Source organism: bacterium, from assembly GCA_016708315.1.
Taxonomy (GTDB): Bacteria; Zixibacteria; MSB-5A5; order CAIYYT01; family CAIYYT01; genus JADJGC01.
This window is the reverse complement of record JADJGC010000024.1, coordinates 104,831-120,159: the sequence shown is the minus strand read 5'-3', so window position 1 is coordinate 120,159 and position 15,329 is coordinate 104,831. Positions and strand designations below refer to the sequence as shown.

Sequence of the window (15,329 nt, the reverse complement as noted above, 5' to 3'; positions counted from 1 at the left end):
TTCTATGGGTGTTATGAAGAGACGATTGCGGATGAAAATTCGCATTGATGCTGAACCGACGAAGATATTCGATGCGATCACCAATCCATTGAAGCTCTCGATATGGTTCTGCAATAAAGGCGAGGTCAATCTCAAGATTCGCGGCGCTATCCGCATGTCAGGCGAGAACTGCGCGGCTACGACTTTTCGCGAGAAGGAAATCGTCGGCAGTATCACCGAGCTTGACCCGAATCGGCTGATCAAATTCACCTGGCCGATTAACGGTACGCAGTCGGAAGTGACCTGGCAGATCGACGAGAAACGGAATTTCTGCGATTTCCTTGTAACACACGACAAGATTCCCGACAACTCGATGATGATGGATGCCTGGCTGATTTATCTCTACAATCTCCAGTCGCTGCTTCACGTCAATCGTCCTTCGTATCGACTCGATTATGCACGGCTCGACAAGGGTACGATTCGACGCGAGTTATTCATCGAAGCTTTGCCTCCGGCGATTTTCAAGGCGCTCACCGATCAGCGCGATTTGCGCGTTTGGTTTTCCGGCGAGGCCGAAGTAGACCCGCAAGTGGACGGCAAGTATTTAACCGGTTGGAAAGACTCTGCCGGTAATCCCGATGGCTCGCTCAAAATTGTGGAGTTGGTAGAGAACAAGAAGCTCGTATATGACTGGCGTTACTCCGGTGGTCCTTCTGGGGATTTGGTCACATGGGACCTGCTTCGCATCGGCGAGAAGACGCGCGTTACTGTCAAGCATTCCGGCTTTGCTCCTGAGACAGACACCAAGGGCTTCACGCAAGGGTGGCATGCGTATATTCTGGGGCTAAAGGATTTCTGCGAGACTCGCGGCAGAATGTCTTACACAATCATCGATGGCGACTGGTCCGCGTAGCGATCAGGCGCTTCTCCAACTAAATCAAATCTCAGACTGTGCGGAAAACGCGGATTAACGTCCGGTAGCGTTGATTACTGCCGGAATGGTACGTAGAAGAATCTTTGCGTCGAGCATCAGCGACCAGTTATCGATATACTCGAGATCCTGTCGCATCCATTGATCGAATGAGGAGTCATTGCGGTCGCCTACCTGCCACAAGCAGGTAATGCCGGGCTTCATCGACAATTTGCGGCGCTGCCACAAGTCATAGTTACGAACTTCATCAGGCAACGGCGGACGCGGACCCACAAGCGACATCTCGCCTTTGGCAACATTGAACAACTGCGGAAGTTCGTCGAGCGAAAGTTTGCGCAGGACTTTGCCGACCGGAGTCACCCGGGGATCGTCCTTGATTTTGAATGCGTGGCCGTCCATCTCGTTGAGATGAACCAGCGCCTTTTTTAATGACTCGGCGTTTTGTACCATGGTACGGAACTTGAGTACCTTGAAGCGTCTGCCATGCAGACCGCAGCGTTCCTGTCCGAAAAACACCGGACCACGAGAAGTGAGCTTAACAGCCCCGGCAATTGACAGCAACAATGGAGAAAGTGCCAGCAATCCACAAACGGCTGCTACCCGGTCGAGCATCGCTTTTAGCATAATGGCAGTAGTGACCTCCGGTTCGCGCGAGTAGACGATAGCCGGTTTGCCGGCAAATTCAGATACTTGATAGCGCGACGCGGTTAGTTCAATAAAGTCCGCCTGCATGCAGACCATTACGCCCATCTCTTCGCAGATCAACATCGCCTCGCGCACGTCGTCGATACGACGCCCCGGCACGGTGAAGAAGACATAGTCAATGTGATTCTCTCGAATCAAGTCGGGCAGTTTGTCAAGCGAGCCGATCAAGGGAATGTCGCGATAGCGATACAGCGCCTTATTGAGATCGACGGTATCAAGCGATATGATTCCAACCGCCTTCAATCCCCATTGCTTCTGTTCGATCATCTGATCAACAACTTCGCGAACGCGATTGCGTGTTCCCACGACAAGCGCGTGCTGGCGGTTGTAGCCGCGGGCGCGATAGCGATGCAATGTCTTCAAGAGTGTATAACGCAGAGCGAACAACGCACTGAACTGGAGAAGAATCAAAATCGCAAACTGCATTCGCGGGATAACCGGGAACTTGAGCAAGTAGATACCGGCAACGAATAGCGCCCCGGAATACGTTACGATCGTTGCAGCCTCGCGGGCAAAGTCACGCACACCTTTGAGGCGATACACATAACGTTCGCCGCGCAAGTAGATCACTGCGCTCAAGACAAACAGCAGCAACGTTGCGTGCCGGTAGCTGATCAGTTCTGAAATCGCGAATTGATGATTCCAGTCGCGTATGGCGTGGTAGATGACTACTGAACTCACCAGAACGGCAAGAGTTAGGAAATTGTCGAGCAAGAAATTGATTTTGCGGAATCGTGCGATATTCTTGCGCAACATGGGATCACCGGCCTAAGTCGTGAGGCAGTCGTTAAGGTGTGAGAGATATCTAACAGCCAAGTCTTGATGACTGCAATTCTTGCGGGCAAAATCGCGGCCATTCTCACCCAGCCGCTGTGCGAGCTTGCGGTCATCAGCCATCAAAGCGATTTTTTCGCTCAAATCGAGATCATTGTCGGGCTCAACGGCGATTCCGGCATGCGCCTTCTCGACGAGATTTTTGGATTCGCCCTTGGCGCCAATCAGCATCGGTTTGCCGCTAGCCATTACTTCATAGATTTTCGACGGAATGTTCTTTGTGAAAAGGTCAGCTTTGCGCAACGGTACCAGGCACAGATCAGACGCGGCATAGTATTTCGCTATGCGGTTGCGATCCTGCTGCGGCACAAATGTCACGTTGTCGAGTTTCAAATCGTTGCTGGTCGAGACAAGATGTTCCTTGTCGGCGCCATCGCCGACGAACAGGAAGCGAATATCATCGCGTGCGCGCAAGCGATTAGCAGCACCGATGACGGTGCCGAGATTGTGCGCCATACCGTGCGTGCCGATGTATGACACGAGAAAATGACCGTTAAGATCATGTTGATCGCGAACTTCGTGATCGTCGACGGCCTGGCTGAAGCGCTCGAAATCGACACCATTGGGTACGAGCACGATTTTGTCTGCCGGAATACCGCGCTGGGTCAGAATGTCAACTGTGCCTTGCGCAACAGCCACGATCATGGCGGCGCGGCGGTATAGGAACATCTCTATCTTCTCGAGTATCTTGATGACTATTCCGCGCTTCATTGCGCCAACGGCAACGATCTCTTCGGGCCAGACATCGCGGACTTCGAAAATGAAGGGCGCGCGTTTGAACAAGCTGACGACATAGCCCGCAACTGCGACGAAGAACTGCGGCGAGGTGGCGATGACGATATCCTGCTTGCCCGAGCGGAAAATGCACGAGACAATTGCAGACAGCATGAATGACAAGAAATTCAGTATTCGCTTCACGAAGCCTTTGTTTGGAGCGGCGTAGACATAGCTGCGCAGGACCTTGACGCCATCGTGATTTTCGGTGTCGAAGATCTTACCGCGATATTCGGGAGGTATGACGCCGTGCGGATGATTCGGAAACCCGGTAGCCACTGTGACCGTGTGGCCCATTTCTTTCCAGATGCGGCTGAACTGCGAGACGCGCACCGCCGGAGCGTTGACTTCGGGCGGAAAGTAGTGGCTAATATAGAGAATCCGCAGTTTCTTTGTCGCCGTCATGTTGTGTCCCTTAGTTGAGCGCCACCGAATCGCCGGTTTGCAGCGAATAGAGCGCGCCAATTGTTGCTTCGGTTGAATGGAAGTATGACTCAGCTTCTTCGGAAGTTTGACCCGACTTAATCATGCGGCTGAACTCGGCTAGCTCTGCGTCGAAGCCTTTGTTCATGGCACCGCGATAGAGCGTTCGCATCTTGCCGTTGGCGAAGAGCGAAAGTTCGCGGAAGTCTAACATCGAGAGTACCTGTCCATCGGAGTAGATCTGGAGAGTTTCTTTTGGAAATGACTTGTCACCCATAGCCGTATAAACCACAACTCCCGTTGAACCATTTGTCATCGTGAGATGAATCACGATATTATCGTCGCTCAGATACTGTCCCCTTGAGCCCTTGATGGAGTCGGTTCTGACAGTTGCCACGCGCTCACCGAGAAGATTCGTCATCAGGTCGATGAAGTGGCAAACCTCGCCAAGAATGCGACCGCCACCAATGTTATCGTCCTGAATCCAGTTTTGTTTAGGGATGTATCCGGCATTGATGGTGTAGGTGAACATCACCGGGTTGACTCGCGTGCTCAAGTGATTCTTGATCTTGTTCGCGCAAGTCGAATAGCGGCGGTTGAATCCGACCATCAGTGTGGTGCCTGAGAGTTGATATGCAGTTCGAATATTATCAAGTTCGCCCGCCGTGAGGCACAACGGTTTCTCGACGAAGACGTGTTTCGCATTGTTGAGTGCCTGCACGACCTGGGCCGCATGTAGATTATGCGGTGTTGCGATCATCACAGCATCAAGCGACGAGTCGGACAGCAGTCCGCTTTCGGACTCAGCGATTCCGTTGAATCGATATTGGTCGGCAACGGCGCGCGCCTTGTGCGGCGTCGCCGAATAGAGTGATTGCAAGTGGAAATCCTTATTGCCTTGAAGTGCCGGCATCAAGACGCCGGTCGAGAAGTTTCCTGCGCCAAGAAATCCAATCGTGATGGTATCGGAATTGTGAGTGGTGCGCGAATTGGACACCAGTAGTCTGCGTTCGACAACGGCTTCGCCATAGTTAAGCAGCAATCCGAGCACCTTCTCGGATTCGATGCGCGCAAACGCGTCGGCAGCGCGAGTGATTTCGTAGGTGTCGGTAATCAACGACTTGACATCGACCTTGCCTTCGGCGACGAGATCAAGGAATGAACACATGTTGCGATTTTCCGCCCAGCGGACATAGCCGATCGGGTAGTCGTGGCCCTGCTCTTCGTAGCTCGGATCATAGCGTCCCGGACCGTACGAGCGCGAGAGATTAAGCGAGAGTTCTTTATTGTAGAACGGTTTGCGTGGAATCTCCATTGCGACATCGCCAACTATCGTAACTCGTCCACGGTCGCGGCAAATTTCGGCGGCAAATTCAATCGGTTGATTGGATTTGGTGGCGGCTGTGATAATTACACAGTCGACGCCGAGTCCATCGGTGAATTGCGAGATTGCTTTGGTCGCAAGGTCGTCACCAGAGTTGACCAGAAGTTCTGCCCCGAAGCGCGATGTCTCTGTCAGGCGTTGTTCATCGATATCGATGCCAATAACCTGGCAGCCGCTTGCTTTCAGCAGCTGCACGGTTATTTGACCAAGCAATCCAAGGCCGATCACAGCGACGCGTTCGCCAAGCGTAACGGATGCCTGGCGTACACCCCAGAGGGCGATTGCACCGAGAGTGACGAAGGCGCCTTCCTGGTGGCTAAGCGTCGATGGAAGATGCACTGCGAGATTCTTGGGCACGTAGATTTGCTCAGCGTGGCAGGCGTAGCCGAATCCGGCACAAGCGACGCGATCGCCGACTGCGAATTCGTGTACACCGGCAGCCGTTTCAACGACAACACCGCTGGAACTGTAGCCGAGCGGAATCGGTGAGTTAAGTTTGGCTCGGACTTTGTTGAGAGTGTTGATTAAGCCTTCAGTACGAACTTTGTCGAGCACTTGCTTGACGAGATCAGGACGTGAACGCGCCTTGCCGGCAAGACTCTGCGACGCCAAATCGATAATGGCACGTTCGGTGCCGGGCGAAATCAGCGAAAAGCGATTGTCAACAACGATGCCGTTGGGTTTGCACGATGGCAGCGAGCAGTCCTCGGTGAGCAAGCCATCCTTGCGCGGGTATTGCAGTACCTGCTTCATGCCGCCGCCTTAGTGCGTGGCTGTCGGGATCTGAGACTTGTAGGTGTCATCGATAGATTCCTTTCTATGGATGTCCGGCGCCGGCTGCGGCGCGTGTGATAGTCCGTTGAATAAGTCGATGGCGCGAGCGGCAGTTTCATTCCAATCGAAACTGCGGGCGCGAGTCTGACCGCGTTCGCGCAGACTGTTTGACAATGCGCGGTCGGTAAGAATTCGAACCATCTGGTCGGCAATGTGATTTGTATTCTGGATGTCGACCGTCAGTGCCGCATTGCCGGCAATCTCCGGTAACGATGAACGCTGAGAAATCAGCACCGGCACTCCCGAGGCCATTGCTTCGAGAACCGGAAGTCCGAATGATTCGACAGTTGAGATCATCAAGAAGAGCTCGGCGTGTTTGAAGTAAGCAGGAATCTCCTCGTGCTTGACGCCGCCGACGAAATGAACGCGTTCCTCAAGGTGCAGTCGCTTGACCAGCTTCTCGAGTTCCTTGCGATAGTGGTGCCAGTCGTTTCCGACGATCAGCAAATGGTGCGGCATGCCGCGATCGACCACGTTGCGAAAGGCGCAGATTGCCTTGTCGATGTTCTTGTTCGGATAGAGTGATGCGACCATAAGTACATAGCGCCCTGCGAATGGACGTTCCGGGAGATCGTTTTGACGCTCCGGATGAAATTGTTCAATGCTCACGCCTTCGTATATGACTTCGATCTTGGAAGGCGGAACTTCATAGTTGTCACTCAGAGCGTTTGCTGTCGTGTTCGAGACTGCCCAAATTCTATCAGCGCGGCGCATCGTCGAGCGGGTGGTAGTCTTGTAGTACAGCGCCTGAAGATTGATCTTCAACCAACCGAGCGGAGTGCGCCCGCGAAAGGGAGTGCTATTCGCAAAGTCGATGTAGAGTAAATTCTGAAATGTCACAGCCGACTTGCAGGGCAGTCCATAGGGAAGTGTTCCGAATGGCGAATAATACAAATCAACCCCTTCACGCTTGAGCAAGTGCGGAAGCGATTGATACTCGAACCACAGCCGCCGTAGACGCGATTGAGCCGACGGTAGCGCTACGTATTGAGTAAATCGCGGGTTCGAAGTTGCGAAGAGTCGCGCGTTCGACTCGGTGACAATCAACAAGTATTCATTCTTGGTGTCGAGACGGGCGAGTCGTTCAATCAGATTGACGAGAAATGTTTCGCCGCCGCCGGTTTGACCCGGTTCGACCAGAAGGCAGTTGATGGCGATTTTCATAGATCGTAGGTCTCCTGCAGCAGCTTGCGGGTGCGGTCGAAGCGATCCTGCCAGTTGTCGTGCTTGACCAGTGCGCGCAGTTGCGTTGAGAGTTTGCGCCGTTCCATGGCTTTCATGGCGAGCAGCTCCTCGATTCGTTCGACGAATTGTTCGGAGTTGTCGGCGAGCCTGACGAAAGGTGCAAAACGGAGAACCTCGGGCATCGGTACGCTCACCACCGGCTTGCCGGCGGCGAGATATTCGAATACCTTGAGCGGCGAGCAGGATTCGGAAATCTCGTCGCGCAAGTAAGGGTTCATGAAGACATCGATGGCTTCCATGTAGGAAGGCAGATAGTCGTAAGGAACACGCCCGATGAAATGGATATTGGAATACTTGTCAAAGCGCGAGACATCAACCGAGACCGGACCGATGAAAACAAACTGCCAACTCGGTCTCGCCTTGACCATGCTCTCGACAAGATCGAGGTCGATCCAATAGGCGAGCATTCCGACAAAGCCGATACGCGGTTTGAGAATCGACCGCATGCGCAGTGGCTCTGTTTCAGTTGTTGCCGAGCCGTCGAAGTGTTCTATCTCGCAAGCGTTGGGAATCACGTGAATGCTATCGTGTTGGTTGCCGAGCAAAAATTTCAGTTTCGTAGCGGTGACAATTACGAGTTGCGACATCTTGAGGAGTTGCTTCTCAAGCGACTCCACTGTTGACCGGCGCACCAATCCTTTGGCGGCGGCTAGGTCGTCGACTTTTTCGTAGAGGACTTTCTTGCTTCCAAGAATCCGTATCGCCAGATGCGAATAAGGGACATAGGAATAAACCAGCGAGTCTTTCACTCCGAGGCGTCGCGTTGTCCAACGCAGCCAAAGGCCAAGAATCAGATTGTTTATCACTGCAATCGGTGTTGCCATCTGATGAAACGGCAAGAGCAGCGGCGGTGTCGCGACAAAGAGATTGTCTTTCACCTTGCGCGGTTTGCCGAGAAAACGGAACGGACGGGCAAGCTGTCCGGAGAATCGCTTAAGGTACGTCAGCAGATGCCACTGGGACTCGACGTAGATCACGCGATGACCGTCGTCGGCGAACATATTCATAAAGCGTTGTTTGCGTGTCCACAGGTCGCCGTAGTCCTGGGTTGACAGACAGACTATCGGCAGTTTCTGATCGTGTTGGTTCTTCATTGTCGTCGTTCCCATTACAGCCGGTCAAAAACGAATATTGTGGTCGCGATACTTGCCGCTACAGATGCGGTCGTCGAGAAAATCTTGAGCCAGTCGCGCTCCTTGTGTACTTTCGTTGGGACATAGATTGCATCTCCGAGGCGCACTTCTTTCGAGAGTGAGCTTCGACCGGAAACAATAGTGCCATCGGCGCGGATCAACTGGACGTGCTTTTTGTCGGCGTTGGGAAGGAATCCGCCCGCCCGCTTGACGTAGAAATCAGCCTTCTTGCCGTCTTGATAGGCAATCGTGCTGATTGACGGCACAGCGCCGAGAACTTGAATTCCGGCCGGATTGGATGGAATGTAAACTTGATCGCCGTCTTTGAGAATGATGTCATAACGACTGTCGCCGGATTTGAGCAGTTCATCGATGTGAACCACAATCCGGTTCGACATGTTGTTGTCGCGAAGAACAGCGGAGGAGTCGATTCGGATTTTCCCGGAATCGTCTTCAAGTTTCTCCGCCGAGCGATTGATCAACTCATCTACACCGCGACGCTTCAGATCGGATATGATCGTGCCGCGTGTAAACACCGTACCGGTGGCGAATGCATCATCACTCAATCCACCGGCACGTTGTATCAAGGAGTAGAGGGAGTTGGTTTCTTTGGTGATTACATACTTTCCGGGGAAGCGGACCTCACCTTCAATGGTGACGATATCACGTTCTTCCCAGCCGGGTATTTGGCGTATGAAAATCTTGTCGTGTTCCGAGAGCGGCATGTCGCCGGTGGGGTCGTCGAGTGACGCATAGAGCACTTCGCGTTGCCCGTCTTCCATGGTGCGCGCAAGTTCGATTCTGAGTGGATAGGCTGACTGCATCAAGTTGCCCGCCTTGAACACCAGGTCTGAGACCTTCATGCCTTCATAGTAGGAGTAATCGCCCGGGCGCGTCACCATTCCAAAAATGGAGACCGTGCGCTTGGCGGTAACATCCTCGCGCGAATAGGCGATCAACTTGTCGCCGGCGCGCAACGGAACCTCGATGATTCCCGCGATTACTTCTTCCGGATCGACAGTGACCAGCGACGTATCGCGGCCGTTTTCACAACGGAGAATGTCGATTCGTCCGCGGTAGGCTTGTTCTTCGAGATCGCAGCCGTTCTTGAATAACTGGGCAAGCGTCAAGCCTTCCTGATACTGATAGAGACCGGGATGACGGAAATGTCCTTCGAGGTAGACGACATTCTGCTTATGATCGTAGATCGACTCAATGCTGACCTCGTCGCCGTCTTCCATGGCGAACGCCAAGTCAGGTGAAGCCGCGTCCTTGAGATTGAGATCGAGAACTTGATACGCGTCGTTGGTGGTGACACGGTCGACGCGGACTCTCTCGAGGTATGCGCTCGGTAGTGTTCCGCCGGCAAGCTCGATCATTTCCGAAATCGACTCGGTGCCGAGAATTTCGTAGATAGCCGGACGCTTGATTGCGCCTTCGACCTTTACGCGTTTGCCGACAACATCGACAAAGACGACATCGCCGGACTGCAAGGAAACACCGGCAACGTTTTTGCCGAATAGCAGGAACTGATAGAGATCAATTGATGCTGTTTCCACTCCGGAGCGAATCAGTTTTATTCGGCGAAGACTCCCGCGTTCACTCGGGCCACCGGCGAGATAAAGCGCCGAAAACATCGTCGACAGCGAATTGACACTGTAGGACCCGGGAAATTTTACTTCGCCAAAAACAAATACTTGAATCGATTTAAGTTTGCCGAGACTCAAGGTCATCTGGAAATCAGAGAACCCGGTGCCGAGCTTTTCGCGCAGCCGCTTCTCGGCCTGTTGAAGAGTCAGGCCCCAAACAGCGACTTCGCCGATCTTGGGGATAAACACCGCGCCCTGGCGGTCGACGGTGAGATTGTATTCTTGTTCGACCTTGCCCCAGAGATTGACAATCAGATTATCGCCTGAGCCGAGTTTGTAATCCTCCGGGAGGGCGAGGTTCTGCGGAATTTCGTTGGTAGTGCCGCCGCGCGCGAACAGGTTGTAGCCGAATAGCTCGGTGCGAACGCTGTCGGGATGGGCTGCCCGGGCTTGAACCTTGGACGGATCCTGTTCAAGCCGGGCGGTGGTGTCTGGCAGCAGGTACGGGGATTGATATCGATCCATCTCCGTGGTGGATGAAGATGGATATTTACGAATGAGATCGTCGTAGTTAACGCCGTCGCGCTTCGGGTAGTTTTGCGCGACTGTTGTTGCCGTCAGGATGATGCCTAAGACGACAGCTTGAAAAATCTTCATATTCTCTCTCTCCTGCGGTTCATCCTATGAACCGTTCAGGCTATGCCATAGCAAGGATGATGCCGAAATGAAACAGTCGTATAAGTGGTTGAGAATAAGGGGATTATAAAGACAGGGTTTCGGGTGATTGCGGATGGGAGGGAATAGTTTTCTGGAGGAGGGGAAGGGAATGCCGGAGCACTCACCCCAGACTCTCCAAGTGGGAAAGGGGAGTCTACTTTCCGTTGTTGGGCGATGACGACAGGCGCTTTGCTGTCGAAGAACTAACGCTTGACAAATATTGCTACAGAACTCCATACTTAAGCCTGATTAATCACACTGTAACCAGGGCGGGTCGATGATGAGCCCCGAGATTAACCTGTATGTTGCCTGGGGAGGAATCTTTGCGGGATTCCTTGCCGGAATGATTCAGGGAATGTTCTTCCACGACGAGAATTGGCTCGGCGGGTATGGGTCGTGGCGTCGGCGGATGACACGTCTGGGGCACATTTCGTTTTTCGGTATCGCCATTGTCAATTTCGCGTACTTCTTCAGCATCAAGACCGGCGCCATGCCGGACCCGGGACAGTGGCCTTCGATTCTTCTCGTTGTGGGCCACGTAACGATGCCGCTGGTCTGCTATCTATCGGCATTTCGTAAACCAGTGCGTCATTTCTTTGCGGTACCGGTGGTGTCGCTTCTGTTGGCGCTGGTGATATTTTTCGTGAAGGGATTGTCTGTATGAGGATTGCCCTAATCGCCATGAGCGGGATACGGGTATGCGATGAAGAGCTGCTTCGCCTTGGACTGACACTTCCCGGATTTGTCGAGCGCAGTAAGATCATAGCATCACTTCCGAGCCTCGGGTTACTAACGCTGGCTGGAATGACTCCGAGCCGGCATGATGTAAAGTACTTTGAAATCAGCGAACTGGCGGCGGCGCGCGAACACGGGGAAGTGCCGGAAGGATTTGATTTGGTCGCGATTTCGAGTTACTCGGCGCAGATGGACGAAGCCTACGCGCTGGCGGATGAGTATCGCCACAAGGGTATCGCTGTGGTTCTGGGCGGTCTGCATGTGACGAGTCTTCCGCAAGAGGCAGCCCGTCATGCCAATGCGGTTGTCATCGGTGAGGGTGAATCGGTCTGGACAGATCTGCTTGCCGACTTCGAGGCTGGAAAGCTTCAACAGTTCTATGACGGACGGGAACGGGAATTCGACCTTGCGCAGGCGCCGATGCCGGCATTCGAATTGCTGGCTCCGGACCGCTACAATCGACTCACAGTACAAACCAGTCGCGGCTGTCCTCATCTATGCGAGTTCTGTGCCAGTTCGGTGCTCTTGACAAAGCAATATAAACAAAAACCGGTGGCACGAGTGATTGCGGAAATTGACAGAATTCGCGCGACCTGGTCGCACCCGTTTATCGAATTTGCCGACGACAATTCGCTGGTTAACCGCAGCTATTGGAAAGAACTGCTTACTCAACTCAAGGGGCGACATGTCCGCTGGTTTACGGAGACGGATATCTCGGTTGGCGATGACGATGAGTTGCTCACTTTGATGCGCGAGAGCGGATGTGCGCAGGTCTTGATCGGACTCGAAAGCCCGACGGCGGCTTCGCTCTCCGGGCTGGAGATCCGAGGAAATTGGAAGAGCAAGCAGTGGCAGAAGTACGAGTCGAAGATTCGCGCGATTCAGTCGCATGGGATCAGCGTCAACGGCTGTTTCATTCTCGGTCTTGATGGGCAAGATGAAAAGATCTTTGACGACGTTGTCGAATTTGTTGAGAAGACTGGACTTCACGAAGTACAGATCACGATCCAGACGCCATTTCCGGGAACGCCGCTTTATGATCGTCTCGCCAAAGAAAAGCGACTGATTGAGCCGGAGGCGTGGCGCAAGTGCACGCTATTCGATGTCAATTACGTACCTAAACAGATGACGGTAGAGCAACTTGAGCTTGGATTCCGGGACCTCGCGGTGAGGCTGTATTCGGATGAGGCTTATCGCAAGAGGCGCGAGCGATTCAAAGGAATGCTAAAGGCGGGCCGTGAGGTTAACTAGCTTGTCGAGAAAACACTTTGTTTGCGCAGGGAGTCAAAGATGAAGAACCAAGCATGGATCAAGGCGCTATTCTATATTGCTTTTGTTTATGATGCATTCCTCGGTGTAGCGTTTATTCTGTTTCATGACAATCTGTTCGCGATGTTCGAGGTCGCGCCGCCGAATCATCCCGGCTACGTGCAGTTTCCCGGAGCATTGCTGATAGTCTTTGGCATGATGTACCTGCAAATCGCCCGCGAACCTGTACGGTCTTGCAACTTGATACCTTACGGCATGCTGCTCAAAGTCGCCTATTGCGCAATCGTATTTGCCTACTGGTTCAGCAGTGGAATTCCCGGGATGTGGAAGCCGTGGGCGATTGCTGACTTGGTGTTTCTGGTGCTATTTGGAGTCGCATTTATGCAACTGCGGAAGGCCAGAGCGTAAAGCGGGCAGACCACGAGCACTAACTGCAATTGTCTCGGCAGGTCTGGCACTTTTATCCTTGACAGTTGCGTCCCTGTTTCTTAACTTTGTTAAGAACATCAAACCAATTCTGAAAACCTAACCCGTCGTAGCTCGGTAGCGCTACTGGGGAGGAACCATGCAAGTATTCCAATGGCTGAAGGCACTGGCAGCATTTGCAGTGTTGTTGATCGTTTCGTCGGAGGTATGTGCGTTCGACAATTCTTTATCTCGCGCCAGCATCAAAGAACATCAACAGAATGAATCGCTCGGCTATAATTCGCTGGCTAAAGAACTGGCGGGTCAAGAAGCGGAAATGTCGATCACCCTGGAGGTTCAACCCTTTGGCAAGGGATGGCAGACGCAGTTGTCTCCGGCAATCGCGCATATTGCTGGATGGCGTATGGCTTGGAAGTGGTGGATATCACAAATCCGGCAGCGCCAGTCATTCTATACAGGTATCCCTACCCGGCATTCAACGCAGAACTTGCGATAGTGGGGAATGCGCTCTATGTCGTAATCCTTGATAAAGGTCTGTTGGTCTTCGATGTGACGGCGAGTCCGACACTGCTGAATGTGTTTCCTACGGTGTCCGGCTGCTATTTTTATGGCTTTGACATTGTCGGCGACTATTTCTACCTGACGCACGCGTCGGTCATGAATTCGCTATCAGGGCTGGAAGTATTCGACATATCCAACCCGATGTCGCCGGTCTCGCTCGGGTTCGTCAACGTTCCAATGTTACCGAATAATGTCGATGTGCAGGGCGATTACGCGTATGTCACCGACGAATGGAATTTGAATATCGTCAGCATTGCGAACAAGACGTCTCCGCAGTGGCTAAGCAGCGTTTCCTGTAATGGTGATGCATGGGATGTTGAAGTTAGCGGTAGCTATGCTTATGTGTCAAACCGAGCGGACACTTCACTCATCGTAGTTAATGTCACGAATCCGCTGGCACCTTCTCTGATGTCAAGATTGAAACTGGATCCGGGTGACTTCTGGCCCACCAGGATTGAGCGACTGGATCATTACTTGTACGTCAAGGGAAACACCAACTGTAAGATCGTGGATATTACCGTAGAGTCTGCTCCAGAAATTGTCGGTTCCTGGTCGATTTCCGGGATGACACAGAACCTGCATCTGTCCAGTAGTATTGCTTATGGGCCGCACTGGTACGAAGGGCTGGCTGTCTATGACTTGGCGGATCCACTCTTGCCAGTAGAAACCTGGAGACTCGAAACACCCGGAATGGGCTATGATCTGGCAATGATCGGCAATTACGCGGTTGAAGCTAACGGAGTCGCTGGAATTCAAGTAATCGATGTTTCCAACCCTGAAGAACCGCAAGTTGTTGCTTCGTATGACACACCGGGCAACGCTCAAGGGGTCGCCATTCGCGACAATTATGCTTTTGTCACTGACAGTAGCTGCGGACTATTGGTGTTTGATTTGACGATTCCCACGGCGCCGGTGCTGGCCGGAAGTTGTACAGAACCGCGCAAGATAGGACGAATTGTGGTTCAAGGTGACTACGCATACGTTGCAGATTACGACGCCGGAGTTGCTGTCATCGATATTTCGAACCCAACACTACCTACGTGGATTACCACATTCGACAGTCCGGGCATAATTTACTTGTACAGCGATGCTGGTCGACTGTTCGTTTCCAACTGGGCACATGCGGTATCTATCTACGACATAACTACTCCACAATCGCCGACTCTGATTGTAAGTCAGGTGACACCACCTTATGGTTGGAACGCTGCTATTGCTGCTCGAGGTGATTATATGTTCGTCGCGATGGAGAATCCAACAGGTTTTCAATATGGTTCACTCTTTGTCTTTGACATCAGCGATCCGCAGATTCCGATTCAAGTAGGGGAGGTTACTGAAGTAGACTTCACCCGCAGCATGGCAATCAACGGTGATTATCTCTATCTGGCGGACTATACGCTGGGAATCCAAGTAATCAATATCGCGAATCCTGAAGCGCCGTTTCGGGCGGGAGCATACGACACAAATCCCGGCTGGCCGTGGGCGCTTGAGGTGCAGGGCGACGTGCTCTACGTCGCGGCGGACAACGGATTCTTGACGCTTTACACTGGAAATTGCGCCGGGCCGGATGGCCTCGGTGCCTACAACGTATCGGACGCGGTATTCTTGATTTCTTACATATTTGGCGGTGGTACAGCTCCAAGTCCACTTTGGGTTGGTGACTCGGATTGCGATGGCGGAGTTGATGTATCTGACGCAGTTTATCTAATCAGCTTCATCTTTGGTGGCGGCGCCGCCCCATGTGGAGGCTGTAACTAGATTCGATTGAGTCACGGATTGTAGTATTCAGGAGC

The 15,329-nt window shown here is 52.8% G+C and carries 12 protein-coding genes; 6 read left to right on the top strand and 6 right to left on the bottom strand.

Annotated elements, in window-relative coordinates; genetic code table 11:
* Positions 1–31: 31 nt before the first annotated feature.
* A complete protein-coding gene (locus IPH59_16675; GenBank protein MBK7093320.1) occupies positions 32–892 on the top strand; it encodes an SRPBCC domain-containing protein in 861 nt (286 codons plus the stop codon).
* 54 nt (positions 893–946) lie between these two features.
* Here IPH59_16675 and IPH59_16670 read toward each other — a convergent pair whose 3' ends face one another.
* The 6 genes from IPH59_16670 to IPH59_16645 are packed head-to-tail and all read right to left on the bottom strand — an operon-like array spanning position 947 to position 10,488.
* Positions 947–2,371, bottom strand: a complete 1,425-nt coding sequence (locus tag IPH59_16670) for a sugar transferase (GenBank protein MBK7093319.1) — start codon at positions 2,369–2,371, stop codon at positions 947–949.
* A gap of 12 nt (positions 2,372–2,383) precedes the next feature.
* Positions 2,384–3,628, bottom strand: a complete 1,245-nt coding sequence (locus IPH59_16665) for a glycosyltransferase family 4 protein (GenBank protein MBK7093318.1) — start codon at positions 3,626–3,628, stop codon at positions 2,384–2,386.
* Between the two features lie 10 nt (positions 3,629–3,638).
* On the bottom strand, positions 3,639–5,783 hold the full coding sequence (locus IPH59_16660) for a bi-domain-containing oxidoreductase (protein ID MBK7093317.1): 2,145 nt from the start codon (positions 5,781–5,783) through the stop codon (positions 3,639–3,641).
* A 9-nt stretch (positions 5,784–5,792) separates the two neighbouring features.
* Positions 5,793–7,028, bottom strand: coding sequence for a glycosyltransferase family 4 protein (locus tag IPH59_16655; GenBank protein MBK7093316.1), 1,236 nt, complete (start codon positions 7,026–7,028; stop codon positions 5,793–5,795).
* On the bottom strand, positions 7,025–8,203 hold the full coding sequence (locus IPH59_16650; GenBank protein ID MBK7093315.1) for a glycosyltransferase: 1,179 nt from the start codon (positions 8,201–8,203) through the stop codon (positions 7,025–7,027). The genes IPH59_16655 and IPH59_16650 overlap by 4 nt, the downstream gene beginning before the upstream one ends.
* 14 nt (positions 8,204–8,217) lie before the next feature.
* A complete protein-coding gene (locus IPH59_16645; protein ID MBK7093314.1) occupies positions 8,218–10,488 on the bottom strand; it encodes an SLBB domain-containing protein in 2,271 nt (756 codons plus the stop codon).
* A 340-nt stretch (positions 10,489–10,828) separates the two neighbouring features.
* On the opposite strand from IPH59_16645, the gene IPH59_16640 reads away from it, so the two are divergent.
* The 5 genes from IPH59_16640 to IPH59_16620 all read left to right on the top strand — a co-directional run bounded on the left by IPH59_16640 (position 10,829) and on the right by IPH59_16620 (position 15,294).
* Complete coding sequence (locus IPH59_16640) at positions 10,829–11,212, top strand: hypothetical protein (GenBank protein MBK7093313.1); 384 nt, start codon at positions 10,829–10,831, stop codon at positions 11,210–11,212.
* A complete protein-coding gene (locus IPH59_16635; GenBank protein ID MBK7093312.1) occupies positions 11,209–12,534 on the top strand; it encodes a B12-binding domain-containing radical SAM protein in 1,326 nt (441 codons plus the stop codon). Before IPH59_16640 ends, IPH59_16635 begins: the two co-directional genes overlap by 4 nt.
* Before the next feature lie 39 nt (positions 12,535–12,573).
* On the top strand, positions 12,574–12,960 hold the full coding sequence (locus IPH59_16630) for a hypothetical protein (protein MBK7093311.1): 387 nt from the start codon (positions 12,574–12,576) through the stop codon (positions 12,958–12,960).
* 157 nt (positions 12,961–13,117) lie between these two features.
* Positions 13,118–13,474 carry a hypothetical protein gene (locus tag IPH59_16625; GenBank protein ID MBK7093310.1) on the top strand — a complete coding sequence of 119 codons (357 nt, stop codon included), beginning with the start codon at positions 13,118–13,120 and terminating at the stop codon, positions 13,472–13,474.
* A complete protein-coding gene (locus tag IPH59_16620) occupies positions 13,375–15,294 on the top strand; it encodes a hypothetical protein (protein MBK7093309.1) in 1,920 nt (639 codons plus the stop codon). Before IPH59_16625 ends, IPH59_16620 begins: the two co-directional genes overlap by 100 nt.
* Positions 15,295–15,329 lie beyond the last annotated feature (35 nt).